Annotated in this window: 19 protein-coding genes; 15 read left to right on the top strand and 4 right to left on the bottom strand. The window is 67.4% G+C overall.

What is annotated here, in order from left to right; translation table 11 throughout:
- Nucleotides 1-6 precede the first annotated feature (6 nt).
- The 3 genes from JYP50_RS15610 to JYP50_RS15600 all read right to left on the bottom strand — a co-directional run bounded on the left by JYP50_RS15610 (nucleotide 7) and on the right by JYP50_RS15600 (nucleotide 6,805).
- On the bottom strand, nucleotides 7-3,894 hold the full coding sequence (locus JYP50_RS15610) for a DUF1631 family protein (RefSeq protein ID WP_206561478.1): 3,888 nt from the start codon (nucleotides 3,892-3,894) through the stop codon (nucleotides 7-9).
- 107 nt (nucleotides 3,895-4,001) lie between these two features.
- On the bottom strand, nucleotides 4,002-6,026 hold the full coding sequence (locus JYP50_RS15605; protein WP_206561477.1) for a PQQ-binding-like beta-propeller repeat protein: 2,025 nt from the start codon (nucleotides 6,024-6,026) through the stop codon (nucleotides 4,002-4,004).
- Complete coding sequence (locus JYP50_RS15600) at nucleotides 6,023-6,805, bottom strand: SDR family oxidoreductase (protein WP_206561476.1); 783 nt, start codon at nucleotides 6,803-6,805, stop codon at nucleotides 6,023-6,025. The genes JYP50_RS15605 and JYP50_RS15600 overlap by 4 nt, the downstream gene beginning before the upstream one ends.
- A gap of 209 nt (nucleotides 6,806-7,014) precedes the next feature.
- Between JYP50_RS15600 and npdG the strand changes: the two genes are divergently transcribed.
- The 15 genes from npdG to JYP50_RS15525 all read left to right on the top strand — a co-directional run bounded on the left by npdG (nucleotide 7,015) and on the right by JYP50_RS15525 (nucleotide 23,496).
- The gene (npdG, locus tag JYP50_RS15595) at nucleotides 7,015-7,701 is read left to right on the top strand and encodes an NADPH-dependent F420 reductase (RefSeq protein ID WP_206561475.1); all 687 of its coding nucleotides are present in this window, start codon (nucleotides 7,015-7,017) and stop codon (nucleotides 7,699-7,701) included.
- The gene (gene cofE, locus JYP50_RS15590; RefSeq protein WP_206561474.1) at nucleotides 7,698-8,465 is read left to right on the top strand and encodes a coenzyme F420-0:L-glutamate ligase; all 768 of its coding nucleotides are present in this window, start codon (nucleotides 7,698-7,700) and stop codon (nucleotides 8,463-8,465) included. Before npdG ends, cofE begins: the two co-directional genes overlap by 4 nt.
- Complete coding sequence (gene cofD / locus JYP50_RS15585) at nucleotides 8,465-9,424, top strand: 2-phospho-L-lactate transferase (protein ID WP_206561473.1); 960 nt, start codon at nucleotides 8,465-8,467, stop codon at nucleotides 9,422-9,424. The genes cofE and cofD overlap by 1 nt, the downstream gene beginning before the upstream one ends.
- A gap of 1 nt (nucleotide 9,425) precedes the next feature.
- Nucleotides 9,426-10,202 carry a 2-phospho-L-lactate guanylyltransferase gene (cofC, locus tag JYP50_RS15580; RefSeq protein WP_206561472.1) on the top strand — a complete coding sequence of 259 codons (777 nt, stop codon included), beginning with the start codon at nucleotides 9,426-9,428 and terminating at the stop codon, nucleotides 10,200-10,202.
- Nucleotides 10,199-12,793 carry a 5-amino-6-(D-ribitylamino)uracil--L-tyrosine 4-hydroxyphenyl transferase CofH gene (cofH, locus tag JYP50_RS15575; protein ID WP_206561471.1) on the top strand — a complete coding sequence of 865 codons (2,595 nt, stop codon included), beginning with the start codon at nucleotides 10,199-10,201 and terminating at the stop codon, nucleotides 12,791-12,793. Before cofC ends, cofH begins: the two co-directional genes overlap by 4 nt.
- The gene (gene ung, locus JYP50_RS15570) at nucleotides 12,793-13,491 is read left to right on the top strand and encodes a uracil-DNA glycosylase (RefSeq protein ID WP_206561470.1); all 699 of its coding nucleotides are present in this window, start codon (nucleotides 12,793-12,795) and stop codon (nucleotides 13,489-13,491) included. Before cofH ends, ung begins: the two co-directional genes overlap by 1 nt.
- Nucleotides 13,492-13,621: 130 nt before the next feature.
- Nucleotides 13,622-14,077 carry a Zn-ribbon domain-containing OB-fold protein gene (locus JYP50_RS15565; RefSeq protein ID WP_206561469.1) on the top strand — a complete coding sequence of 152 codons (456 nt, stop codon included), beginning with the start codon at nucleotides 13,622-13,624 and terminating at the stop codon, nucleotides 14,075-14,077.
- Nucleotides 14,074-14,589 carry a Zn-ribbon domain-containing OB-fold protein gene (locus JYP50_RS15560; RefSeq protein WP_206561468.1) on the top strand — a complete coding sequence of 172 codons (516 nt, stop codon included), beginning with the start codon at nucleotides 14,074-14,076 and terminating at the stop codon, nucleotides 14,587-14,589. Before JYP50_RS15565 ends, JYP50_RS15560 begins: the two co-directional genes overlap by 4 nt.
- Complete coding sequence (locus JYP50_RS15555; protein ID WP_206561467.1) at nucleotides 14,586-15,644, top strand: lipid-transfer protein; 1,059 nt, start codon at nucleotides 14,586-14,588, stop codon at nucleotides 15,642-15,644. The genes JYP50_RS15560 and JYP50_RS15555 overlap by 4 nt, the downstream gene beginning before the upstream one ends.
- Entirely contained in the window at nucleotides 15,644-16,807 is a 1,164-nt protein-coding gene (locus JYP50_RS15550; RefSeq protein WP_206561466.1) for a thiolase domain-containing protein, read from the top strand. Before JYP50_RS15555 ends, JYP50_RS15550 begins: the two co-directional genes overlap by 1 nt.
- An 81-nt stretch (nucleotides 16,808-16,888) precedes the next feature.
- A complete protein-coding gene (locus tag JYP50_RS15545; protein ID WP_206561465.1) occupies nucleotides 16,889-18,514 on the top strand; it encodes an acyl-CoA synthetase in 1,626 nt (541 codons plus the stop codon).
- Between the two features lie 34 nt (nucleotides 18,515-18,548).
- Nucleotides 18,549-19,364 carry a crotonase/enoyl-CoA hydratase family protein gene (locus JYP50_RS15540; protein ID WP_206561464.1) on the top strand — a complete coding sequence of 272 codons (816 nt, stop codon included), beginning with the start codon at nucleotides 18,549-18,551 and terminating at the stop codon, nucleotides 19,362-19,364.
- A 90-nt stretch (nucleotides 19,365-19,454) separates the two neighbouring features.
- Nucleotides 19,455-20,135, top strand: coding sequence for a nitroreductase (locus tag JYP50_RS15535; protein WP_206561463.1), 681 nt, complete (start codon nucleotides 19,455-19,457; stop codon nucleotides 20,133-20,135).
- 1 nt (nucleotide 20,136) lies between these two features.
- A complete protein-coding gene (locus JYP50_RS15530) occupies nucleotides 20,137-20,910 on the top strand; it encodes an enoyl-CoA hydratase/isomerase family protein (protein WP_206561462.1) in 774 nt (257 codons plus the stop codon).
- A gap of 126 nt (nucleotides 20,911-21,036) precedes the next feature.
- Nucleotides 21,037-23,496, top strand: coding sequence for a penicillin acylase family protein (locus JYP50_RS15525; RefSeq protein WP_206561461.1), 2,460 nt, complete (start codon nucleotides 21,037-21,039; stop codon nucleotides 23,494-23,496).
- Nucleotides 23,497-23,790: 294 nt separating this feature from the next.
- On the opposite strand, the gene JYP50_RS22020 is transcribed toward JYP50_RS15525, so the two are convergent.
- Nucleotides 23,791-24,465 carry a hypothetical protein gene (locus JYP50_RS22020; RefSeq protein ID WP_277602498.1) on the bottom strand — a complete coding sequence of 225 codons (675 nt, stop codon included), beginning with the start codon at nucleotides 24,463-24,465 and terminating at the stop codon, nucleotides 23,791-23,793.
- Nucleotides 24,466-25,542: the final 1,077 nt, after the last annotated feature.

Here is a 25,542-nt window from a genome sequence, read left to right as displayed (position 1 = left end):
CGGGGCTTACTTGTCGATGCTCGAGAGTTCCCGGGTGATCTCCTCCAGTGGCCGGGGGTGACCGATGCCCCAGCCCTGGAGGTAATCCACGCCGATCTCTTCCAGGCGGGCGATAATGCGGTCGTTCTCCACTGACTCGGCGATGGTTTCCTGGCCGAGGAAATGCGCCAGGTCGTTGATGGAGCGGGCCATGGTGAAATCGTTGCGGTTGTCGTCGATGCCGGTGATGAACGTGCCGTCAATCTTGACGTAGTCCACCGGCAGCTCCCGCAGGTAGTTGTGACTGGCCAGTCCGGTGCCGAAGTCGTCCAGGGAAAACTTGCAGCCGATATTGCGGAACGCGCGCACGAAGTCCGCCGCCTTGACCAGGTTGGTGATGGTCCCGGTTTCGGTGATCTCGAAACAGAGTCGGTTGGTGCCGACGCCGAACTCGGAAATCTGCTCGAACAGGTAATCCATGAAGCCGTCGTCGGTAATGCTGGTGCCGGACAGGTTGATCGACAGGCTGGGCACCACCTTCTGCGCGTCCATGAGCCGGCTGATCCAGCGGAAGGCCTCCTTGATCACCCAGCGGTCGACGGAGACCATGAAGCCGTGGCGTTCGGCGGCGGCAATGAACTTTTCCGGCGACCCGGTGGAGCCGTCTTTTTCACGCATTCCGAGCAGTAATTCGAAGTGACGGCTGGTTGGTTGAGAGCCATTCACCGCGGTCTGCACAATGGGCTGGGCGCGCAGCACGAAGCGCTCGGTGGCCAGGGCTTTCTCCAGGTCCTGGCGCGAACGCGTGTACTCGGCGCGGTGACGCTGGACGGCGGCGCTGGATTCCTCGAATTGCTCCACGCGGTTGCGGCCATTTTCCTTGGCCAGGTGCATGGCCTTTGCCGCATTCTCGATCACGGTGTCGACGTCGGGGCTGTATTCCATGATCGGCGCCACGCCGATGGATACCGTGAAGCTCACCATTTCGCCGTCTATATCCGCGCTGCTGTTCTCGATGTCGGCACGAATTTTTTCCGCGGTTTCAAGCGCGCGTTCCAGTGGCTGGTCCACCAGCAGGATGCCGAAGTCATCCTCTCCCAGCCGGGCGGAGGAAATCTTGCTGCCGTGCAGTTGGGACAGCAGTTTGGCGAACTCGGTCAGTACCTGGTCGCCGGTGACGTGGTCGTAGACATCGTTGACCAGGTTGAACTTGTCGATATTCAAATGCAGCACGGCGTGTTGGGATGCCTTTCTGTTGGCATGCCGCAGGGCCCGGCCTACCTGCTCGATAAAGGTGCCGCGGTTGATCAGCTTGGTGAGCTGGTCGTGGTTGCGGGAAAAACTGAGAGACTTTTGCACGTCTTCCAGCGTGCCGTACATGCTCTGGTCGACCAGCGACAGCTTCTCCGCGGGGGAGGGGGGTTTTGCCCCCCGGCTTAATTGCCGAGCCAGCTGTACCGAGTTCATGTCGGCGGTTTTCTGGCCGCGGTCGTTGACGAAGATATAGCGGTCGCGCTCGGGGCTGACCCAGGCCAGTTGCATGCGGCGCCGCTCGCCCTGCCGGTTGCGGTAGGTCAGCCAGGTGCCGGACTCTAGTTGTTCCACCCGATCCACCCAGCGCCGTAGTCGCTGGGTCTTGCCCAGGCGCTGGCGGAATTGCCGCGAGCCCTCTTGCTCGGCGTAGGCGCCATCGTCGAGCTCGACAGTGTCGACGGGCTTCTCGCCCGCCAGCACATCGCGCAACTCCTCGAATACCGCGGCCATCTCCGTGTTGGTGGGCAGCTCCGAAGAGATCAGCTGTTCCAGCATCTCGATAAAGGGCCCGGACTCGAGCCCACGCTGCATGGTCAGGTCCTCGGCGGACTCGCCGCGCTGCTCGGCCAGCCATTCCACCAGCAGGTCGAGGGTGCGCAGGTGTTCGTGCCAACTGCTGCTGTCCGGCCCCTCCTTGACGTGGGTGAGCACCAGGAGGTCGCGCCAGCCCTTGTCGATCAGCTCAAGCAGAACCCTGGGCACCCGCGGCGAGTCAAGGCGCTTGCGGATCGCGGCGTCCACCTGCTGCTTGGACTGGCGCAGGCGCTCTTGGCCTTCCTGGGTCTTGACCACCCGCTCCACGTTGCGGGCGTGGGCGCTGGCCTGTTGTGTCACCAGCTTGTCGATCTGTTCCAGGGCGCTGTCGAAAACGCCGCTGTCGCGGTCGTAGCTCTCGACAATGTTGTCGATGATTTCCCCCACGCGCTGCTCCAGCATGCGGTTGGGGAAATTGCCGGAAGCGGCCAGCTGCGACAGCTTGTCGACCACGCCGCGCGCGGCGTGTGACTCATCGAGGAAAAAGCGCGGCTCCAGCAGGGCCAGCTTGGCCAGCGGAACCTGCAGTTCGCCCAGCGCCGGGCGCATCTGCTGGCTGACATCAAGTTGCGACTTGATGGTGGAGAACAGGTTGTCCACCAGGTCGAGCTGGTTCATGCTGTCGGGGCTGAGTCCGGCGGTTCCCTGCAAGCCACTGATGCGTTCGGCGTTGGCGGACAGGTATTCCCGCAGCGAGCCGGCCTCGCCAATTTCGTGGCGCAGGTCGACATCGCGCTGCAGGCCGGCCAGGGCGTCGACCACATTCGCCGCTTCGGCCAGGGGGCCGGTCCTGCCATCGGCGACGGGCGCGCCCTCGGATTCGCGCTTGAAATTGAGGGCGTCGATCACCGACTGGTACAGCACCTCCGGGCTAAGCGAGGCGCTGATGCGATCGACCACATTGTCCACCACCTCCTGCATGGCGTCGTGCTGCGATGCGCCCCGCGCCGGGCTGTTTTCCGGGGTGCCGGGCTGCGGGGATTCCTGGCGTGGCCGGGACGGCCGCCAGGGCGTTTGCGAGGCGGCCCGCCGCTCCAGCAGGGACCCCTTGACGCGGATTTCCTCCTCCAGTCCCGGGTAGAGCCCGGCGTCCACCAGCACCTGGTTGAGCGGCTGGTAGAAGGCATCCAGCTCCATCAGGAAGTGGCGCACGAAGTAGTCGAAGATTCGCGGCAGGGCATTGTGACTGATGCCGCGGCCCTGCAGCGATTCCTGCAGCGAGTTGCACAGCTCGGTGACATGAATGGGCAGGCGCAATTTCAGCGGGTCGGCGTCGATCGCCGTTGCCAGCCGCACCGTGAGGTATTCGAGTACTTCCTCGTGCTGGTTCTTGCCCAGGTTGATCATGCGGTCAACCGCCAGGAAATCCTCGAATTCGTCCAGATCCACCAGGTCCAGCGACTCCGGGGCGACGTCCTGTTTTTCCCACTGGTAGGCCGGTTGACGCGCCGGGGTCAGGTCGCGAAAGCGCTGGGCGATCAGGTCGAGAAAGGCGCTGGCGATTTTGCCGTGGTGCAGCTTGAGCGATTTAACGGTGTCGTAGAGGTCGCCGGGCGACGAGCCCTGGCGACTGTTCCTGACCGACAGTTCGAACAGCTCGTTGGCCAGGTGTTCGAGGAAATACTCGAAACGGCTGGTCAGCTCCCGCATGCAGCGGCGCTCGAATTCCCGCAGCAGGGCGCGATTCTGCGCGGGTACCCGTGACGGGCGTGGCGCGGCGGTGGCGGATTGCGGCGCCGCATTCAGCGCGCGCTGGCAGCGGACGGCGATGTCCCCAGCGTCGCCATCCGCCAGCGCGAGCCGAAGGTCGTTGCCCTCGATGCCGGCGATCGTCACCGCGATATCGCTGATCGGGCCGCCGTCGTCGCTCAGGTTCTCAAACCGCAGTTGCGCGCCGGTGCCGAGCTGCAGGCTCAGTTTGGAATTGCCCTGGCCGCCCGCCAGGCGCACCCCGCGCAGCACCAGTTTGCCCGGCCCCTCCGGCTGTACGCGGCCGGAGAGCCTGATGGCGTTGGGCAGTTCTAGCACGGCGTTGTGGGCGGTCTTTATGGGGGTAGCTTCGGACATGCGTTACCTGATTATCTGGCCAGCGGGGGCCCCTGGCGCCGCGCGCGACACGGGGGGCCAGCCCTGGGCGCAGTATAGCGTGATATGGGGGGCGAACAACCGCGCGACTATTCCCCAGGCAGGGTAAAGGCGACGATGGCGTCGCCCGGTTCCGACCAGCCGTGACCGCCGGCGGCGACCACCACGAATTGCCTGCCGCCCTCGCGGGCGCGATAGCTCAGGGGTGTGGCGTTGGCGGTGAACGGAAGGTGGTGGCGCCACAACAGTTTGCCGCTGCGGCTGTCGAAGGCGTGAAAGTAGCCGTCGGTGGTGGCGCCGATAAAAGTGACGCCGCCGGCGGTGGTCAGGGGGCCGCCGGTATTGGGGCTGCCCGCCGCAAACCAAAAGGGCCACGGCGCTTGCCCGCGAGTGGTGCCCAGGGGGCGGCGCCAGAGGACCTCGCCGCTGCGCAGGTCGACCGCCGCCAGGCTGCCCCAGGGGCGCGGATTGCAGGGCGTGCCGAGGGGCGAGAGCAGCGGGAAGCGCTTGACGCCGTAGGGGGAGCCCGCCATCGGGTAGTATTCCAGCGGGTAGCCCGGGCCGAAGTTGCCCGCGTCGTACTCCGCGCGGGGAATCAGTTGCACCACCGATGCCAGGTGCATCTGGTTGACCAGCAGGATGCCCAGGTCGGGGTCGATGCTGATGCCGCCCCAGTTGATGCCGCCGGTGGTGGTGGGGTAGAGCACGCTGCCTTGCAGGCTGGGTGGGGTAAACATGCCCTCGTTGCGATACTTTGCCAATGCCTCCACGCAGGCCCGCCGGTCGAACCACAGGAAGCCGTCCATGTCGGCGGCCGACAGCCGCCCCGGCAGGTGAAGGGGGCGGGGGTGGGTCGGGAAGGGCTGGGTGGGGGAGAGCTGTTCGCCAGGTACGCCGCGTTGTGGCACCGGGCGCTCCTCAACCGGGTACAGGGGCGCGCCGGATTCCCGGTCCAGCAGGAATATGTGGCCCATTTTGGTGGCCTGGGCCACGCCCGGCCGGCCCGCGCCCACGCCGGGGAGCTGGAACAGGGTCGGCTGGGACGCCACGTCGTAGTCCCAGACATCGTGGTGCACGGTCTGGAAATGCCAGCGCAGCTCGCCGGTGGCGGCGTCGAGCGCGACGATCGACGAACCGAAGTGGTCGATGCCGTCGCGGTCGCCGCCGTAGATGTCCGGCGAGGGATTGCCCGTGGGTACGAAGACCAGGCCGCGTTCCGGGTCGCCGGCAATCGGCGCCCACACGTTGGGCGTGCCCAGGTGGTAGCGCTGGTCGCCGCGTTCGCTCCGGTGGCGTTGGCGATAGTCCTCGCTCACCGGCTCCCAGTCCCAGACCAGTTCGCCGCTGCGCACATCGTAGGCGCGCACCACGCCGCTGGGCACGTCCCGGCGCTCGTTGTCCGGTATCGAGGCGCCCACCACCGCGATATTGCCCTGGATGTAGGGGGGCGAGGTGGGGTAGTACTCCCCGGGTCTGGCGCCGGCGATCTGGGCTTTCAGCGATACTCTTCCGGTCGCGCCCGGGCCGGTCGCACCTGGGCCGGCCGCACCTGAGCCGGCCGCACCTGGGCCGGCCGCACCAAAATCCTCGCAGGGCCGCCCGCTGTCCGCGTCCAGGGCGATCAGCTCGGCGTCGCGGGTGCCGTAGAGGATGCGCTTCGCGCAGGCCGTCCCGGCTTCGGGGCTTTCCCAGTAGGCCACGCCGCGGCACACCGCGGGGTACATGCCGCTGCGTTTGTTCTCGACGCCGGGGTCGAATTGCCACAGCTCGGCCCCGCTTTCCGCGTCCAGGGCAAAGACCCGGCCGAAGGGCGTGCAATAGTAGAGCTTGCCCCCGGCCATCAGCGGGGTGACCTGGAGGGAAGTGAAAGCCCACTCGCCACTGCCGTCGGCGATGTCGCCGGAGCGGTGTACCCAGGCGACTTCCAGCCGGTCGACATTGGCGGGAGTGATGTCGGCCAGGGGTGAGTGCTGCCGCGCACCCTCGCCGCCGTAGGCGGTCCACTGCGCCACCGGCTGGCCCCCGGTTTTCGCCGCGGGGCCGTCGATGCCGACGCGGCAACCCGCGGCCAGCGCGCAGGCCAGCAGCAGGGTCAGCCCGCGGCCGGGTTTCACTGAGGCGCCTGGCTGTTGGCGGCGTCGAGGAAGGCGGGCTTTTCGCCGCCTCCGTGCACCGCGATGCTGGCGCCACTGATATAGGAGGCCATCGGCGAGGCCAGGAACAGGCAGGCGTCGCCAATATCCTCCGGTACCGCCATCCGGCCCAGGGGGATGGTTGCGCCCACCGCCGCAATGCCGGCCTCGTCGCCGTAGTGCAGGTGCGCTTGCTCGGTGCGCACCAGGCCGGCGATCACCGAGTTGACACGGACCTTGGGCGCCCACTCCACCGCCAGCGAGGTGCCCAGGTTGACCAGCCCGGCCTTGGCCGCGCCGTAGGCGGCGGTGCCGGGGGAGGGTCGGATGGTGCTGACGCTGGCGATATTGATGATGCTGCCGCCGCTCTCCTGTTGCTGCATCTGCCGGTTGGCCACCTGGCAGAAGTTGAGCGGGGCGATAAGATTCAGGCGCACAATGGCCTCGGAAAAGCGCGGCGAGGCCGTGGCGGCCTCGGCGAAGGGGGCGCCGCCGGCGTTGTTGACCAGTACGTCCAGCCGCCCGAAGCGGTCGACCGTGGCGGCGACACAGGCTTCCACCTGTTCGAAATCGCGGACGTCGCAGGCGGTGAAGGCGGCGCGGCGGCCGCCGACCTCGGGCAGGCTGTCCGGTTCGCTGCGGCCGCAGATCATGACCTCCGCGCCGGCGGCAAGAAAGCGACGGGTAATACCCAGCCCCACGCCCTTGCCACCACCGGTGACGAGGGCCACCTTGCCACTGAAATCCAGGCTTGGCTTCATCGCAGTTTAACTCCTTATAACAAGCGTTGGAGGCGTCTTGTGATTGGCGGGTGATTTCCATAAGATGCCTTGGCACTGCGCATCCTAACCGAATTCAGGGCGCTGGCAAGGCGTGCACGCGGGCACTGCGCCGGAAGTCCGTAACCCAGGCTGTCGCGGTTGCACAATCTGAACTTCCTTCCAGTCCCCCCAGCCTACAGGAACATATTATGACAGCGGAAAACCTACCGGTTCTGGCCATTCTCGGCGGCACGGGCGACCTCGGTACCGGCCTCGCGCGGCGCTGGGCCCAGGCCGGCTATCGGGTCATTATCGGCTCGCGCACCGCGGACAAGGCCGAGGCGGCGGTCGCCGACCTGCGCGAAGTGATGGCCGAGCGCGGGGTGGCGGAAGTGGCGGTGGAAGCCATGGAGAACCTGGCCGCGGCCGAGGCCGCGGACATCGTGACGCTCACCGTGCCCTTCGCCCACCAGACCGCCACGCTGGAGCTGGTGAAGCCCGCGCTGCAGGGCAAGATCCTGGTCGATGTCACGGTGCCGCTGGTGCCGCCGCGGGTGGCGCGGGTGCAGCTGCCCGCCGAGGGCAGTGCCGGGCAGATCGCGCAGGACTTGCTGGGCGAGGAGGTCGCCGTGGTTTCCGCCTTCCAGAACGTGGCCGCCCACCACCTGCAGGAAGGGCACGGGCTCAACTGCGACGTACTGGTTTGCGGCAACAAGAAAGACGCCCGCGCGGAGGTGATCAAGCTGGTGGAGGCGGCGGGTATGCGCGGTTTCCACGCCGGCATGATCAACAACGCCGCCGCCGCGGAGGCCCTGACTTCCGTGCTTATCACCATCAATAAACAGTACCAGTGCCACGCGGGTATCCGCATTACCGGCCTGGACGGGGATGAATGAACCGCGGCCTGCAGCTCATCGCGCTGCAGGACTTCCCGCTGGTGCAGCCGGGGGACGACCTGGCCGCGCTGATTCGGGACAGCCTGCGGCATAACCAGCTGGAACTCATCGAGGGCGATGTGCTGGTGGTGGCCCAGAAAGTGGTCTCCAAGGCCGAGAACCGCTATGTCGATCTCGGCGACATCGAGCCCAGTGAGCGGGCCTTGACCCTGGCCGGGCAGGCCGGGAAGGACCCGCGCCAGGTGGAATGTATCCTGCGCGAGGCGCGTGAGGTGCTGCGGGTGCGTCCCGGGGTGATCATCGTCGAACACCGCAACGGCTATGTCATGGCCAACGCCGGGATCGACAAGTCCAATATCGAACAGAACTCGGAGAGCCCGCGCCTGTTGCTGCTGCCGGAGGATGCCGACCGCTCCGCCGAGGCCTTGCGCAAGGCGCTCACCGACAGTCCCGGTTGTGCGCCGATGGTGATCGTCAACGACAGCGTGGGCCGGGCCTGGCGCAACGGTACCGTGGGCATGGCCATCGGCAGTGCCGGCCTGGAGCCGCTGTACAATCAAATTGGCGAGCGCGACCTGTTCGGCAACGTGCTCGAAGTGACGGAGGCGGCGGTGGCCGACGAGCTGGCCGCGGCCGCGTCGCTGGTGCAGGGCCAGGCCGACGAAGCCAGCCCGGTGGTGCTGGCCCGCGGCGCCCGGTTGCGGCCCGGTCTCGGCGGGGCGCGGGCCCTGCTGCGGGACCGCGCCATGGACATGTTCCGCTGATGGCCGGCGGCGCGCGGGTACTGGCCCTGACCGGCGGGGTGGGCGGCGCCAAGCTCGCCCTGGGGCTGGCGCGGGAACTGGGGCCGCGGGAGCTGTCACTGCTGGTCAATACCGCGGACGATTTCAAACACCTGGGGCTGCACATCAGCCCGGATATCGACACCCTGCTCTACACCCTGTCCGGCCGCAGCAGCCGCGAGCGGGGCTGGGGCCTGGAGGGCGAGACCTGGCAGGTGCGCGAAGCCCTCGAGAACCTGGGGGCCGAGACCTGGTTCCAGCTCGGCGACCGGGACCTCGCCACGCACCTGCTGCGCAGCGGCCGCCTGGCCGCCGGCGACTCGCTCACCGCGGTCACCCGCCTGCTCGGCCGGGCGATGGGCCTCGAGCCCGAGGTGCTGCCCATGTCGGACGACCCGGTGAGCACCGTGGTGCATACCGCCGAGGGCGACCTGCCGTTCCAGCACTACTTTGTGCGCCGGGCCTGCGAACCGGCGGTGAGCGGATTCAGTTTCGAGGGTATCGAGGGCGCGGCGCCCAACCCGGCCTTGCTCGAGCGTCTCGCCGCGGGCGAGATCGCGGCGGTGGTCATCTGCCCCTCCAACCCCTTTGTCAGCGTCGATCCGGTGCTGCAATTGCCGGGTCTGTGGCAGCGGATAGCGCAATTGTCGGTGCCGGTGATCGCCGTATCGCCCATCGTCGGCGGGCGCGCGATCAAGGGGCCGGCGGCAAAGATGCTGGCCGAGCTGGGCATGCCGGTTGACGCCGGCGCGGTGGCGCGCCACTACGCCGCGCGCTACCCGGGCCTGGTGGACACGTTCGTGATCGACAGCGCCGACGCGGCATTGGCGGACAGCATTGCTGAACTGGGGATGGCGGTGGCGGTGACCGGCACGCTGATGGAGAGCCTGGACGACAAACGCCGACTGGCGCGCTTTGTACTGGCGCGCGCGGGGCTTTGAGATGGTGACCCGGGCCCTGCTGCCGCTGAAGGACCTGGTCGCCGCCAAAACCCGGCTGGCGGGAATTCTGGCGCCCTCCGAGCGGCGCGCGCTGATGCAGGCCATGGCGGAGGATGTGCTGGCGGTGCTGGCGGAGCATCCGGGCATACAGCACATCACCCTGTTGTCCGACGATCCCGCCGCAACCCTGCTGGCACGGCGCTACGGCGCCGAACACTGTGCCGAGCGCTCCCTGGGCTGCCGCGGCCTCAATGCGGTGCTGGCCGCGGCCTGTGCGCGGGTGGCCGCCCCGGGGGAGGCCGCCACGGCAATGGCCGCCACCGGAGAGCGGGTCATGATCCTGCACGCCGACCTGCCCTGGCTGTCCGCCGCCGACCTGGACGCGGCGCTGGCGCAACAGGCTGCCGCCGGCGGGCTGCTGGTGGGGACCGACCGGGCGGGGCGGGGCACCAACCTGCTGCTGTTCGGGGCCGAAGGGACGCCCGACTTTCACTTTGGTGTCGATAGTTGTGCCAGGCATGTCGCCGCAGCGCGGCGGACTGGCCAGGCGGTGCGGGTTTTGCAACGATCGGGCATTGCCCGGGACGTGGATACCCCCGCGGATGTGGCGGAACTGTTGATGACCCCGGCAAACGACGGTTGCGAGGGCGCCCTGGGCGCGGCGACCCGGGCGGTGTTGGGGCAACCCGGATTGGCGCCGCGGCTGCGGCTGGCACTCGCCGGGCTGGAGAGCGACAACAACATGGGGGCTGGAAACAATCATGGGGCAGTGTCATGACTAACGCGCGCTTGCGGGGGGCCGCCCCGGGGGGGCGCGATGTGCTGGTGGCCGTGGGCGAGGCCTGGCGGGAGGGGCGAGCGCCCTCTGAAGAGCGCGCCCTGGCGCTGGCCGACTGCGACGATACCGCGGCGATGGCGGCCCTGGCCGGCGAATTGCGGGACCGGGGGCACCGCAACGTCATCACTTACTCGCGCAAGCTGTTCCTGCCCCTGACCCACCTGTGCCGCGATGTCTGCCACTACTGCACCTTCGCTCGCACCCCGAAGAAAGTCGACAGCCCCTATATGGCGATCGACGAGGTGCTGGAGCAGTGTCGCCGGGCCGAGGCCATGGGCTGCCAGGAAGCCCTGCTCACCCTCGGGGAAAAACCCGAGCTGCGCTACAGCGCCGCGCGCGAGGCCCTGGCCGACATGGGTTTTAGCACCACCCTGGAGTACGTGCGGGCGGTGGCCGCGGCCATCCTGCGCGAAACCAGCCTGCTGCCCCACATCAACGCCGGCTGCATGGACGCCGACGAGATTGCCGCCCTGCGCGAGGTCAGCGCCTCGATGGGCATCATGCTGGAGTCGGCTTCCGAACGCCTGTGTGAAAAGGGCATGCCCCACTACGGTTCGCCGGACAAACAGCCGGCGCGGCGCCTGGAGACCCTGGAGCTGGCGGGCCGGGCGGCGGTGCCCTTTACCTCGGGTATCCTGATCGGCATCGGCGAGACCCGGCGCGAGCGCATCGAGTCCCTGCTGGCCCTGCGACGGCTGCACCTGCGCCACGGCCACCTGCAGGAAGTCATCGTGCAGAACTTCCGTGCCAAGCCGGGCACGCTGATGGCGGCCGCCCCGGAACCCGACCTCGAGGACCTGCTGTGGACCATCGCCGCGGCGCGCCTGCTGTTCGGGCCGCAGATGAACATCCAGGCGCCGCCGAACCTCAGCCCGGGGGTGCTGCCGCAACTGGTGGCGGCGGGTATCAATGACTGGGGCGGGGTGTCGCCGCTGACCCCGGACTACGTCAATCCCGAGGCCCCCTGGCCGCACCTCGACCGCCTCGCCGCCGAGACCCGCGCCGCGGGCAAGTACCTGGAGCAGCGCCTGACCATCTACCCGGCCTACGCCTGCGAGGCGCCGCGCTGGCTGGACCCGGCCCTGCGCGGGCCGGTGCTGCGCCAGTCCGACAGCGGTGGGTTTGCCCGCCGCGACAATTGGGCCCCGGGGGAGGAAGCGCCGGTACCCGCCGAGGACGCGCGCCTGCTGGACAGGCAGCGCGAGTTGGGGCCCGTGTCCGCGGACCTGGGGCGCATTCTGTCCGCCTGTGACGCGGGCGAGCCCCTGGCGGAAGCGGATATCGCGCGCCTGTTCGAGGCCCGTGGCGACGAGTTCGGCCAGGTGGTGCGCGCCGCCGACCGGCTGCGCGAACAGCGCTGCGGCGACACCGTGAGCTATGTGGTCAACCGCAATATCAACTACACCAACGTGTGCTACTTCAAGTGCCAGTTCTGCGCCTTTTCCAAGGGCAAGCAGCACGAGGACCTGCGCGGCCGCCCCTACGACATCAGCGGCGAGGAAATCGCCCGCCGCTGCCGCGAGGCCTGGGAGCGCGGCGCCACCGAGGTGTGCATGCAGGGCGGCATTCACCCCGACTACAGCGGCCAGACCTACCTCGACATCCTGCACACGGTGCGCGCGGCCACCCCGGACATGCACATCCACGCGTTTTCGCCGCTGGAAGTGTGGCAGGGCGCCGCCACCCTGGGGCTGTCCCCGGAGGCCTTCCTGCGCCAGTTGCGGGCCGCCGGCCTGCACACCCTGCCGGGCACCGCGGCGGAAGTCCTGCACGACGAGGTGCGCGCGGTGCTGTGCCCGGACAAGCTCGATACGGCCCAGTGGCTCGAGGTCATGGCCGCCGCTCACCGGGTGGGTTTCAAGACCACCGCCACCGTGATGTACGGCCATATCGACCGCCCGCGTCACTGGGCCCGCCACCTGCTGGAAATTCGCCGCCTGCAGGAGCGCGGCGGGGGCTTTACCGAATTCGTACCGCTGCCTTTCGTGCACATGGAGGCGCCGATGTACCTGCGGGGCCAGGCGCGCCGGGGCCCCAGTTTCCGCGAGGCGGTGCTGATGCACGCGGTGGCCCGCCTGGTGTTCAACGGTTTGATCGACAATATCCAGACCTCCTGGGTGAAGATGGGCGCCGACGGCGTCGCCGCCTGCCTGGGTGCGGGGGCCAACGATCTCGGCGGCACCTTGATGAACGAGAGCATTACCCGGGCCGCGGGCTCCAGCCACGGCCAGGAGTGGTCGCCGCCGGTGATGGAGGCCCGCATTCGCGCCGTCGGGCGCCGGCCGCGGCAGCGCAACACGCTCTACGGCGAGGTCAGCGCGGAGCGTCGCGAGGCGGCGCGCAACGCCGGCGACCTGTTGGCGGTGGACAACGAGAGCGCCGGCAAGTGGCAGCGCGACAAGCGCCTGGCGGGGGAGGCCGGCAGCCTGGCAGCCGAGGCACCGGACTCCGGTAGGCCGGCCCCCGGTAGGCCGGACCCCGGTAGGCCGGCCCCTCTCGAGCAGGTCATACCGCTGGCGGCGTGCAACTGATGGTGGATTCGCAACGCGCGGTGCAGCTCGAAGCCTCCTGGCTGGCGCATCTGGGGAGCGAGTTCGAGCAGCCCTACATGCGCCAACTGGGCGACTTCCTGCGCCGGGAAAAGCGCGCCGGCAAGCGCGTTTTCCCCCCGGGGGACGAGATCTTCAGCGCCTTCGACCACACCCCGCTGGATAGGGTCAAGGTGGTGATCCTGGGGCAGGACCCCTACCACGGCGAGGGCCAGGCCCACGGGCTGTGCTTTTCGGTCCGCCCGGGGGTGGCGGTGCCGCCCTCGCTGAAAAACATCTACAAGGAAATTCACGCCGAACTCGGCTGCCCCATCCCCGACCACGGCTACCTGACGCGCTGGGCCGACCAGGGGGTACTGTTGCTCAACAGCGTGCTGTCGGTGGAGTGCGCCCGCGCCGCGTCCCACCAGGGCAAGGGCTGGGAGCAGTTCACCGATCGCGTCGTCGAATTGGTGAACCGCGAGCGCGAGGGCGTGGTGTTTCTGCTCTGGGGCAGCTACGCCCAGCGCAAGGGCGCGATGATCGACACCGCCCGGCACTGTGTGCTCAAGGCGCCCCATCCATCCCCATTGAGCGCCCACCGGGGCTTTTTCGGTTGCGGCCACTTCCGCGCCGCCAACGATTACCTCCAAAACCGCGGTGAGACCCCGGTGGACTGGTGCATCCCCCCGCAGCCCTGAGCGATGGCATCCGGCCATGCCGGTGATCTGAAAAGTCAGCCTCCCCTGTCGCTTTGCGTCATTGAGGGCCCGCGGTCGCTGCACGATACTGCCTGCATAATGTCTTAACAACGCGCAGGGGAGGGCGGCCATGTCGCCAGCGGATCCACTCACCCAGGACTTCGAACTGGGCTTTACCTACACGCGCTCCACCGGCCCGGTGGTCGGCCGCTTTCTCACCGGCCTGCGGGAGCGGCGCATCGAGGGCGTGCGCGCCAGCGACGGGCGGGTCATCGTGCCGCCCATGGAATACGATCCCGACACCGCCGCGGCGTTGGAGGACTTCGTCGAAGTCGGCCAGGAGGGCGAGTTGGTGAGCTGGTGCTGGGTGTCCGAACCCCGCGCGGCGCATCCCTTCGAGCGCCCCTTCGCCTGGGGCATGATCCGCCTCGACGGCGCCGACGTGCCGATGGTTCACTGCATCGCCGCCGACAGCGAGCAGGACCTGGTCACCGGCGCGCGGGTGCGGGCGAGCTGGGTCGACGAACCCCGGGGTCACATCAGCGACATTCGTTGTTTTGAACTGGTCGAGGGAGGCGCTTCATGAGCGACGACGCGGTTACCGGCATCGAGGCGCCGATCTACCTGCAGTACCAATTTACCGCCGGGCGCGCCCCGGCGCGTTTCCTGCAGCGATTGAAGGCCGGGCAGCTGACCGGGCAGCGCTGCCCCGGCTGCAGCCAGGTCTATATCCCGCCGCGCGGCGCCTGCCCGGCCTGCGGTATCGCCACCGAGGAAGAGGTGGTGCTGTCCGACAAGGCCACGGTGCAGTCCTTCACCATTGTCTACATCCCCATTCCGGGCAACCCCATCGAGCCCCCCTACATCGTGGCCAACCTGGTGCCCGACGGCGCCAATATCTCCTTCATTCACCTGTTGAGCGACTGTGTGAACGACGAGGTGCACATCGGCCAGCGGGTGCGGGCGGTGTGGAAAGACGCCAGCGAGTGGGATTACAGCATGGACAATATCCAGTATTTCAAGCCGATCGACGAGCCCGATGTGCCGGTGGCGCAGATCGGCAAGCTGCCGGTGAGCGGCTGGGGGGCGGGCGCATGAGGGATATCGCCGTCGTCGCCTACCACCAGTCGGATTGCCTGGCCAGCGCCGGCGCCAGCAATGAGGTGGAGCTGATCATGCCGGTGCTGCGGCAGGTGTTCGACCAGGTGGGCCTGCACAACGCCCAGGATGTCGATTTCGTCTGTTCCGGCAGCTGCGATTACCTCCAGGGCGCGGCCTTTGCCTTTGTCGCGGGGGTGGATGCCCTGGGCGCGGTGCCGCCGATCCGCGAGTCCCATGTGGAGATGGATGCCGCCTGGGCCCTGTATGAATCGATCCTCAAGATCCGCATGGGGCACGCAGACTCGGCGCTGATCTACGGTTTTGCCAAGTCCTCCCCGGGGGAGCTGCCGATCGTGCTGTCCCAGCAACTCGACCCCTACTACCTGGCGCCGCTGTGGGTGGACACCGTGTCGCTGGCCGCGCTGCAGGCCCGCCTGATGCTGGACAAGGGGGCGATCACCGAGGCGGACATGGCCGCGGTGGTGGCCCGCTCGCGCCGCAACGCCCTGGGCAACCCGCGGGCGCAGCTGGCCGGCGAGGTCTCGGTGGAGGAATTGCTGGCGGAGGAAACCTACGTGTCGCCGCTGCGGCGCCACGACTGCTGCCCGGTGTCCGACGGCGCGGCGGCGATGATCATCGCCACCGTGGAGCAGGCCGAGCGGTGGGGCAAGCCCTACGCGCGGATCACCGGCATCGACCACCGCATCGAGAGCCACAACCTGGGTTTGCGCGACCTCTGCGATTCGGTGTCGACGCGCCGGGCCGCGGCGGCCGCCGGGGTGGCCGATGGCGCGGTGGACGTGGCCGAGTTGTACGCGCCCTTCAGTCACCAGGAAATCATACTCAGCCGCGCCCTCGCGCTGGGTGAGTCCACCGCGATCAATCCCAGTGGCGGCGTGTTGGCGGGCAACCTGATGATGGCCTCCGGGCTGTCCCGGGTGGGCGAGGTGTTCCGGCGCATCGTCGAGGGCGAGGCGGGGCGGGGGGTGGCCCACGCCACCAGCGGGCCCTGCCTGCAACACAACCTGGTCGCGGTTCTGGAGGCAGCGTAATGGCACAACTGGCAGCGGTAATCGGTACCGGGCAGACCAAGTACAAAACCAAACGGGGCGATGTTTCCATCGCCGGCCTGCTGCGCGAGGCCGCGGTGGCGGCGCTGGAAGACGCGGGGCTGGGTTTCGACGACATCGACGCGGTGGTGATCGGCAAGGCGCCGGACATGTTCGAGGGCGTGGTGATGCCCGAGTGCTACCTGAGCGATGCCCTGGGCGCCAACGGCAAGCCCATGCTGCGGGTGCACACCGCGGGCTCGGTGGGGGGCTCCACCGCCCTGGTGGCGGCGTCCCACGTGCAGAGCGGGACTTTCCGCCGGGTGCTCACGGTGACCTTCGAGAAACAGTCGGAATCCAACGCCATGTGGGCCCTGTCCACGCCACAGCCCTTCTCGGTGCACCTCAACGCCGGGGCCGGGGGTTACTTCGCGCCGATCATCCGCGAGTACATGCGCCGTTCGAAGGCGCCCTACGACGTGGGTATCAAGGTGGCGGTCAAGGACCGCCTGCACGGCGCCCGCAATCCACTGGCCCACCTGCACAAGCCGGATATCACCATGGCCGAGGTGGAGGAGTCGATGATGTTGTGGGACCCGATCCGCCTGCTCGAGGCCTGTCCCTCCTCGGACGGCGCCTGCGCCATGGTGATCGCCGCGGAGGACGCGGTGGACAGCAGCGCCAAGCCCCCGGCCTGGATACGCGGCGGCGCCATGCGCTCGGAGCCCACCCTGTACGCCGGGCGGGACGAGGTCAATCCGCGGGCCGGGCGCGACTGCGCGGCGGACGTGTACCGGCAGGCGGGGATTAGCGACCCCCGTCGCCAGCTGAACTGTGCCGAAATCTACGTGCCCTTCAGCTGGTACGAGCCCATGTGGCTGGAAAACCTGGGCTTCGCCGAGGAGGGGCAGGGCTGGCGGCTGACCATGGACGGCGCCACCTCCCTCGACGAGGGCGGCGATATTCCCTGGAATCCCTCCGGCGGCGTGCTGTCCTCCAACCCCATCGGCGCCTCGGGCATGATTCGCTTCGCCGAGGCCGCGCGCCAGGTGCGCGGCGATGCCGGCGCGCACCAGGTGGCGGGGGCGAAGCTCGCCATGGGCCACGCCTATGGCGGCGGCGCGCAGTTCTTCGCCATGTGGATCGTGGGCGCCGACAAGCCCTGAATCGTCGTTTTCCGACACGGCGCCCGTCTGGACGGGGCGGGCCCGCCGGCCAGTATGTAGCAGTGAGCCAAGGATCGAACTATGAGCAGGCATTTCAACATCGCCGACCTGTACGAAATGGTCGCGGACAAGGTTCCCACCCGCGACGCGCTGGTCTGTGGCGACCAGCGCGCCACCTACATCCAGCTGGAACGCCGCGCCAATCAACTGGCCCACTACCTGGCGGCCAGGGGAGTGGGGGCGGGCGACCACGTCGGCCTCTACCTGTTCAACTGCAACGAGTACCTCGAGGGTATGCTGGCCTGTTTCAAGCTCCGCGCCGTGCCGATCAACGTCAACTACCGTTACGTGCGCGAGGAACTGGAGTACATCTTCAACAATGCCGACATGGTGGCCTGCATTTACCACCGCGAATTCGCGCCGCACATCGCCGAGGTTATCGAAGCCTCCCCGCTGCTGAAGACCCTGGTGTATGTTGACGACGACAGCGGCGCCGACCCGAACACGATCGGCAGCCAGGCCTATGAGTCGGCGCTGGCGAACCAGAGCGAGGCCCGGGACTTTCCCGAGCGCGCCGACGAGGACCTGTTCATCCTCTACACCGGCGGCACCACCGGCATGCCCAAGGGCGTCATGTGGCCGCACAAATCGGTGTTTTTCGCCGCCATGGGCGGCGGTGGCTGGTATCACCCCGACGGTGCCATCACCGAGCCGGAGCAGATTGCATCCCGGGTGGGTGATTTCTCGATTGTGGGCATGGCGCTGGCGCCTCTCATGCATGGCGCCTGCTGGTGGTACGCCTGTATCCAGTTGCTGGCGGGCAACACCGTGGTGCTGAATCCGGCTCACTCCCTGGTCGGCGAGGAGGTCTGGGACATCGCCGAGAAGGAGAAGGTCAACTCGGTGACTATCGTCGGGGACGCCATGGCAATACCCCTGCTCGAATCCCTGGACGCCAACCCGGGGCGTTGGGACCTCAGCCCGATCTTCAATATCGGCTCGGGTGGGGCGGTGTTTTCCGAGAGCAAGCAGGATGCCTTCAAGGCCTATTTCCCCAATGCCTTCATCACCAATTCCTTCGGTTCCTCCGAGAGCGGCAGCATGGGCCTCGATGGCGGCGGCAAGCGCGGCCAGGGGCTGGGCAATGTCCAGCGCAGCGACTTTATGTCGGTGCTGGTGGAGGAGGGTGGACAGTGGCGGCACGCGCGCCCGGGGGAGACGGGGGTCTTCTCGCGCAGCGGGTATATCCCCGTGGGCTACTACAACGATCCGGAAAAAACCGCGAAGACCTTTATCGATGTCGACGGCCAAACCTGGCTGTTGCTGGGCGACGAGGCGCGGCTGGAGGAGGACGACAGCATCACTGTTTACGGCCGCGGCTCCAATTGCATCAACTCCGGCGGCGAGAAAATCTACCCGGAAGAGGTGGAACAGGCGCTCAAGTCCCACCCGGCGGTGTTTGACTGCCTGGTGGTTGCCACCCCGGACGAGCGCCTCGGCAGCAAGGTGACCGCGGTGGTTGCCGCCCGTTCCGGCGCCGCGCTGAACCTGGCCTCGCTGCAAGCGGTGGCGCGGGAGCACATCGCCGGCTACAAAGTGCCCCGCGAACTGCACCTGGTAAGCGAGGTGCCGCGGGCGCCCAGCGGCAAGCCGCTCTATCCGCGAGCGCTGGAGCTGGCGCTGTCCGGGGAGCACCGGGCTTCGTGAGTAATTGCAGGATACAACGACGAGGAAGCGCGCGATGAAGGCACTGGATATCAGCACTGACAACTGCATTGTCGAGCAGGAGGGACACGTGCTGTTTGTCACCCTGAACCGGCCGGAAGCCAAGAACGCCTTTACCCCGGCCATGTTGCTGGGCATGTACCGCGCCTGGCGGCGGCTGGACGAGGACGAGGAGCTGTACTGCGCGATCCTCAGCGCCAACGGCGATACTTTTTGTGCGGGCATGGACCTCAAGGCGGGGCCCGACGGGCAGCGGGCCAACGACGAATTCCTGCAGGTGATGGCCGAGGTGCCCAACCTGCACTGGCAGGCCCTGCTGCGCGACGATCGCCCCTGCAAGCCGATTGTGCTCGCGGTGGAGGGCTTCGCCCTGGCCGGCGGCACCGAGATCCTGCAGGGCACCGATATCCGCATCGCCGCCGAGAACGCGGTGTTCGGGGTTACCGAGGTGGCCCGCGGCCTGTACCCGATGGGCGGGTCGACGGTGCGCCTGCGGCGGCAGATTCCCTACTGTATCGCCGCCGAGATGCTGCTGTGCGGCGAGCACATGAGCGCCCGGCGCGCCCTCGACTACGGCCTGATCAACCGGGTGGTGCCACCCGGCGAGGCCCTGGCCGCCGCCCGCGACGTGGCCCGCCGCATCTGCGACAACGGCCCGCTGGCGGTGCGGGCGGTAACCCGCTCCCTGCGCGAGCACCAGGAGTGCATGCCCGAGGACGCGGCGATGCTCGCCTCCGATGAACTGGCCGGCCCGGTGTTCGCCTCGGAGGACGCCAGGGAGGGGATGCGCGCGTTCAAGGAAAAGCGCCCCGCCCACTTCAGTGGCCGCTAGCGGCGGTGGCCGTTCGCTGGCACCGCCGCGGCGCGCCGCGCATAATGTGCCGCTGTGTACACCAAAGCCACCTGTTACAGAGAGCCCGATATGACTGACCTGGCCCGCGCCTTCAGCGCGGTGGCGGCCGAGCGCCGTTCCCTGCGCGCCTTCCTGCCCGACCCCGTGCCGCGCGAAATCCTGCACGCGGTATTCACCGACGCCGCCCGCGCGCCCAGCAACTGCAATACCCAGCCCTGGGTGGTGCACGTCGCTTCAGGGGCCGCGCTCGCGGCCCTGCGGGAAACCCTGCCGGCGAGGTTTGCCGCCGGCGAGTTTTCCATGGACTTTCCCTACGACGGTCAGTACGACGGTATCTACAAGGAACGCCAGTACGGCGCCGCCAAGGCGTTGTACGACGCCCATGACATTGCGCGGGAAGACAAGGCGCGGCGGCAGCAGGTGTTCATGCGCAACTTTACCTTTTTCGACGCGCCCCACGTGGCCTTTGTGTTCCTGCCGGAACCCTTTGGGCTGCGGGAAGCGGCGGACGTGGGCATGTTCGCCCAGACTCTGATGCTGTCGCTGACCGCACATGGCCTGGGCAGCTGCCCCCAGACCGCCCTCAGCTTTATGGCTGGGCCGGTGCGCGAACAGCTCGGTATCGACGACGCCAACAAGCTGTTGTTCGGCATCTCTTTTGGCTACCCCGACCCGGACGATGCCGCCAACCGCTGTCGCACCACGCGCGCAGTGCTGGACGAGGTGGTGACTTTTCACGACGGAATATGAAATGACCGACCGCCTGTTGCGCGAAAACCACGGGGGCGTGTTGCAACTGACCCTCAATCGCCCCGAGAAGAAAAACGCCATCGACAACCCGCTGTGGGTCGCTATTCGCGAGGCCTTCCGCGAGGCCGCCGAGGATGACGGGGTGCGCTGTGTGCTGCTGACCGGGGCGGGGGATAACTTCAGTGCCGGGGTGGACCTGTCGAGTTTTACCGATACCCATGGCGACGAAGAGCATCCCTTCGAGTCCGCTGCCCGCGCGGTGGCGGACTTCGACAAACCGCTGCTGGCCGCGGCACACGGTGTCGCGGTGGGCGGCGGCGCCACCGTGCTGTTTCACGCCGACATGGTCTACGCCGGCGACAGTCTGCGCCTGCGCCTGCCCTTTGCCGCCCTGGCCCTGCCGCCCGAGTGGGCGAGCAGTTACATGCTGCAGGCCAATATCGGCGCCCAGCGGGCCGCGGAACTGTTTTACACCGCGGACTGGATCGACGCCGCGCGCGCGGTGGAGCTGGGGGTCGCCCTGGAGCGGGTGCCCGATGAACAGTTGCTGGATAGGGCGCTGGCGCGGGCCGAGGCGATTGCCCGCTGGCCGGTGAGCGCCCTGCGCGAGATCAAGCGCTGCCTGCGCCTGCCCCACCGCGCCGCCATCGAGGCCGCGTTTGTCGTCGAGCGGGAGGCCATGTACCGCCAGGCGGGATCGGCGGATAACATCGAGGCGGTCACCGCCCTGCTGGAGAAGCGCGAACCGCGCTTCGGCCCTGCCAAGGGAAACTGAAAACAGCCTGAAAGCCCCTCGCTGGACTCCCCCGCGGCGGCGTGCCATGCTTCGTGCACTGTCGTTGTAGTCGACGTCAACGCGCAGGATACCGCGCGCATATAATCATAAGCATAAGGATCTACCATGGCCCAGTTCAATCCGGGCGCGGCCCCGCGCCTCTGCAGCCTGCTGTTGTGCTCCTCCCTGTTACTCGCCTGTTCGGACTCCTCCGACAAGGGCGGCAGCGTGACCCCGCCAGAGCCGCCGCCGACACCCGAACCGACGCCCAGCTACCAGGCGGACATTGTGTGGACGGAATACGGCATTCCGCACATCACCGCCGACGACTGGGGCGGTTTGGGCTACGGCTACGGCTATGCCTACGCCCAGGAAAACTATTGCGTGGCGATGAAGGAGTTCGTGCGCGCGGCGGGCGAGTCGGCGCGCTACCTGGGTGACGAGGGCAATCTCAACGAGGACTTCGTGTACAAGCTGTACAACGACGACGAGCGCATCCAGCGGATCTTCTTCGACACCGCGCCGGACTACGCCATCGAGATCGCGCAGGGCTACGCCGCCGGGATGAACCGCTACCTCGCCGAGACCGGGGTCGACAACCTGGCCGAGGGCGAGGAGGGCTGTCGCGGCGCCGAGTGGGTGCGCGACATCGAGGCCGCGGACGTGGCGCGGCTGATGCACAAGGCCGTGTTGCGCGGCAGCTCCGGGCCGCTGGCGAATTTCTCGACCGCGGTGCGGGCCCCCGAGAGCATGGCGCTCAACCTGGAGAACCCGGCGCCCCCCGAGGAATTGCTCGCGGCGATGGACAGGGACACGGTGGTGCGCGGCCTCAACATGCCGACCTCCGAGGTCATGGGCAGCAACGCCTACGCGGTGGGCGAGCAGGGGGCCCAGGGCAATTCCGGGCTGCTGCTCGGCAACCCGCACTTTCCCTGGCAGGGCAACCTGCGCTGGTTCATGTCGCACCAGACCATGGGCGATGACTACGACGTGATGGGAGCCACCCTGGCGGGCTTGCCCATCATCACCATCGGCTTCAACCGGAGCGTGGCCTGGAGCCACACCGTGAGCACCGGCGACCGCTTTACGTTCTATGAGCTGGAGCTGAATCCGGACAACGCCATGGAGTACCTCTACGACGGCGAGTTCCGCGAGATCGAGTCCCGCACCGTGTCCGCCGAGCGCCCGCGCGACGACGGCAGCGTGGAGACCGTGGAACACACTTTCTATCTGTCTCACTTCGGCCCCATTATCGATCTGGGGACCGTGTCGCCGGTACTGGCCGGCTGGCCCAACGCCGTCGGCACCCTGCTGACCTACCGCGACGCCAACCTCGACAACCTGCGCGGCATCGGCCAGTGGGTGGACATGGGCATGGCCGCCGACCTCGGCGAGTTCAAGCAGGCGCTGCGCTCACTCGGCATTCCCTGGGTGAACACCATCGCCGCCGACCGCTTCGGCGACGCTTTCTACGGCGATATCTCGGTGGTGCCCCATGTGAGCGTCAACCAGTACAACAATTGCATTCGCGGCACCCTGCAGACCCTGCTTACCGATTTCGGCTACCCCACCCTGGACGGCAGCGACGCCACCTGCGAGTGGGGTTCCGACCCGGACACCGCCGAGGGTATTTTCGGCTACGACAGCCTGCCCAAGCTGGAGACCCGCGAGTACGGCGCCAACGCCAACGACAGCTATTGGCTGGCCAACCCGGACAGGCTGTTGACCGGCTTCTCGCCGCTGATCGGCACCGAGGAAGTGGAGCAGAGCCTGCGCACCCGCCAGACCTTCGACCAGGCCGAGCGGCGCCTGGCGGGCACCGACGACCTGGGCGAGCCGGGTTTCAATATCGACAACCTGCGCACGCTGCTGTACCAGGCCACCAACTACACCGCGCAGTTGATCGCCGACGACGTGGTGGCCCTGTGCCAGGGCGTGGAGGACTGGTCGGCCTACGGCGAGGCCGGGGGCGAGGGTGTTGCGCTGGCCGCGGAGGCCTGTGACGTGCTCGCGGCCTGGGACCGGCGCTACCAGGTGGATAGCGTCGGCGGGCACATCTTTTACGAGTTCTGGCGTGACTTTGGCGGCACGCCCAACCGGTGGGCGGTGCCCTTCAACCCGGCCGACCCGGTGAATACCCCGCGGGAGCTCAATATCGCCGAGGCGGAGGTGGTGGATGCCGTGTTGCATTCACTGGTCATGGCCACCACGCGCCTGGCCGATGCCGGTATCCCCCTGGATCGCCCCTGGGGCGAGGTGCAGTACGACGAGAAAAACGGCGAGCGCTACGGCATCCACGGCGGCTCCGGCGGCTTTATGTTCAGCGCCATCTATTCGCCGCTGGTCGAGGGGGAGGGCTACTCGGACATCTTCACCGGCAACAGCTATATCCAGGCGGTGACCTGGGACGAGAGCGATTGCCCCGACGCCTACGCGGTACTCACTTACTCCCAGTCCACCGATCCGGCCTCCGACCACTACGCCGACGCCACGGCGCTGTACTCCCAATCGGGCTGGATCGACATGCCCTTCTGCGAGGCGGACCGGGACGCCCAGGAATTGCGGCGGCAGTCGATCGAGGAGTAGGGAAGTGTGAGTTCGTCCCGCCGGGGCCGGACGAACTCCGTTACCTTGAAATTGAAGTCCTACAGCGCATTGAAGTGCACTGGTGAACATTGGTCACGTCAATGGACACGGTGAAGTTGGTTTTATGCTGCGAACGGTTGTTGCGCCATTCGCGGCAGATGCAGGTGGCGGCCTCGCGCCTTGGTGATGGGCCTGCAGGTCGTGCCGCGGGTTTCGCTGTGAGCTTCGACGGAGACGATGCGCGGCGCGCCCCGCCAGGACAGTCGGGGAGCGCCGCGCTTGGTGAGTTGCCGATTAAAAAAGGCTGCCGGGAGAAGACGTCTGGGTTCTTAACACCAGGCCATTCGAGCCCGCGCTCGCTGCAAGCGAGTCGTCGGACGCCGCGCCACCGTTGCCACCCATCGCACCGCCGGCGGGGGCGCCGCTGTTGGTGCAGACGGTCGTTCCCGGCGCCCCTCCCGAGAGCAGGGCTGTTCCGCCCACGGCATTGGCATTGGGCGAGAGCAAGTGGATGACGCCGCCACCGCCGCCACCGCCGCCGCATTCGCCCGGGTCGCCGTCGGCGCCGTCCCCACCCGAAACGTCGATGGTGCCTGTATTGGTGATACCTGTCTCCGATGCGAAAATGAGGAAGCCGCCACCGCCACCGCCGCCGCCATCGTCACTGCCGCTGCCATCCCCCGGGGAGCCATTGCCGCCCGGGGCCAAAATGGTGCCGGCATTGACGAAAGAGCCCCCGGCGCGAATGACGAGAGAGCCGCCGCCGGCGCCTCCATCATTGTTCGGGCTGCCATTTCCTTGCGCGCCATTGCCGCCACCAAATGGCCCGGGGTCGAGGACATGGCGCAGCCGCGAAGCCGGGAAAGCCAGCCCCCCGCCTTTTTGGGCGGGTGTCATCGCGTTACCGGCAAGGGACGGAAAAGGGTCGGGATTACCCGCCCATCGTTCGCCCGGCATGCCTTCCAGCACCAGGATTGTGCCGTTATTGGTAAATGTCCCGGAACACCGGATCACTGTTCCGCTGGGTACGGTTAGAAGCACGCCGGGATCAATGGTCAGGTTTTCGAACTGGTAGTCTCCGTTGGTCGGCGCGACGCTGTTCCAGTTGGTGTCACTGCTAATGACTATCGAACCCGCGGTGCCGGCCCCAAAAGAAGAGGTAGACTCACCAGCAGGGCCCGTTGGGCCTGTTGGTCCCTGTGCGCCTGCAGGGCCTTGCGCGCCCGCTGGACCCTGTGCGCCGGCTGGGCCTTGAGCGCCCGCCGGACCCTGCGCACCCGGTGCACCCGGCGCGCCCGCCGGACCCTGTGCACCCGTTGGACCCGGAGCGCCCTGCGCACCGTCCAGGCCATCTGCTCCAGCCGGCCCTTGTGGTCCCGTTGGGCCAGTTGGACCAGCTGGACCCGTAGCGCCTTGCGGTACCGCGTCTATTGCATTCTTCAGAGCCTGGAAGTTGTCGTTGAATTTATCGGCGGATATGACATCCCCGTCCTGAAAGGTGTGGGGCACATTGGAGGCGGCACTCGCGGCAAAGCTGATCGCCATCGATAGCGGAATTACATATCGCATGAGAATGTCTCTTGGCTAGTTGGTTTTTTTGGTTGTTGGCTTCACTGCGTAGGCGCAGCCCCAGAGGGCGGTGGCCATAAGGGACAGCGCCCATAGCGGCATCGCCGGAACCGCTGTCGCGGGTACCGCCGCGCCGAATGTGGCATGCCCAAACGTTGCCAGGCCGAACACTGGCAGGCTTTGGGCTATCGCAAATCCAGAGGCTAAAGTCGCGGCAAGGACAAGGAGCTTGCGCAAGGTGGGATCCTCACAATCTAAGTGAGCATGGGACACTAGCACGGTGCGGAAATGGCGTAAATAAACCATTTGGATTTTTGTCGTATTGCGGGCTTTACATCACAATATGGCTGTCGGTGGCGGCGACTGCGATGCGGTTTGCGGCGCAAGGAGTTCTAGCAGGTTGTTGAACAACAACCTGCATCATTGGTTACGTGGCGATGGATTTTTAGCGGCCCTCTTTGCGGGCATGCGCCGCAA

Source organism: Parahaliea mediterranea (assembly GCF_017255185.1).
Classification (GTDB): domain Bacteria; phylum Pseudomonadota; class Gammaproteobacteria; order Pseudomonadales; family Halieaceae; genus JAFKCZ01.
This window is presented reverse-complemented; position numbering and strand designations above follow the sequence as displayed.

Coding starts and splice junctions, on each gene's coding strand:
- cofE (WP_206561474.1), top strand. CDS start 7,698: ATGAACCGCGGCCTGCAGCTCATCGCGCTGCAGGACTTCCCGCTGGTG.
- JYP50_RS15535 (WP_206561463.1), top strand. CDS start 19,455: ATGACTGACCTGGCCCGCGCCTTCAGCGCGGTGGCGGCCGAGCGCCGT.
- JYP50_RS15560 (WP_206561468.1), top strand. CDS start 14,074: ATGAGCGACGACGCGGTTACCGGCATCGAGGCGCCGATCTACCTGCAG.
- JYP50_RS15530 (WP_206561462.1), top strand. CDS start 20,137: ATGACCGACCGCCTGTTGCGCGAAAACCACGGGGGCGTGTTGCAACTG.
- cofH (WP_206561471.1), top strand. CDS start 10,199: ATGACTAACGCGCGCTTGCGGGGGGCCGCCCCGGGGGGGCGCGATGTG.
- JYP50_RS15565 (WP_206561469.1), top strand. CDS start 13,622: ATGTCGCCAGCGGATCCACTCACCCAGGACTTCGAACTGGGCTTTACC.
- JYP50_RS15555 (WP_206561467.1), top strand. CDS start 14,586: ATGAGGGATATCGCCGTCGTCGCCTACCACCAGTCGGATTGCCTGGCC.
- cofC (WP_206561472.1), top strand. CDS start 9,426: ATGGTGACCCGGGCCCTGCTGCCGCTGAAGGACCTGGTCGCCGCCAAA.
- npdG (WP_206561475.1), top strand. CDS start 7,015: ATGACAGCGGAAAACCTACCGGTTCTGGCCATTCTCGGCGGCACGGGC.
- JYP50_RS15540 (WP_206561464.1), top strand. CDS start 18,549: ATGAAGGCACTGGATATCAGCACTGACAACTGCATTGTCGAGCAGGAG.
- cofD (WP_206561473.1), top strand. CDS start 8,465: ATGGCCGGCGGCGCGCGGGTACTGGCCCTGACCGGCGGGGTGGGCGGC.
- ung (WP_206561470.1), top strand. CDS start 12,793: ATGGTGGATTCGCAACGCGCGGTGCAGCTCGAAGCCTCCTGGCTGGCG.
- JYP50_RS15545 (WP_206561465.1), top strand. CDS start 16,889: ATGAGCAGGCATTTCAACATCGCCGACCTGTACGAAATGGTCGCGGAC.
- JYP50_RS15550 (WP_206561466.1), top strand. CDS start 15,644: ATGGCACAACTGGCAGCGGTAATCGGTACCGGGCAGACCAAGTACAAA.
- JYP50_RS15610 (WP_206561478.1), bottom strand. CDS start 3,894: ATGTCCGAAGCTACCCCCATAAAGACCGCCCACAACGCCGTGCTAGAA.
- JYP50_RS15600 (WP_206561476.1), bottom strand. CDS start 6,805: ATGAAGCCAAGCCTGGATTTCAGTGGCAAGGTGGCCCTCGTCACCGGT.
- JYP50_RS15525 (WP_206561461.1), top strand. CDS start 21,037: ATGGCCCAGTTCAATCCGGGCGCGGCCCCGCGCCTCTGCAGCCTGCTG.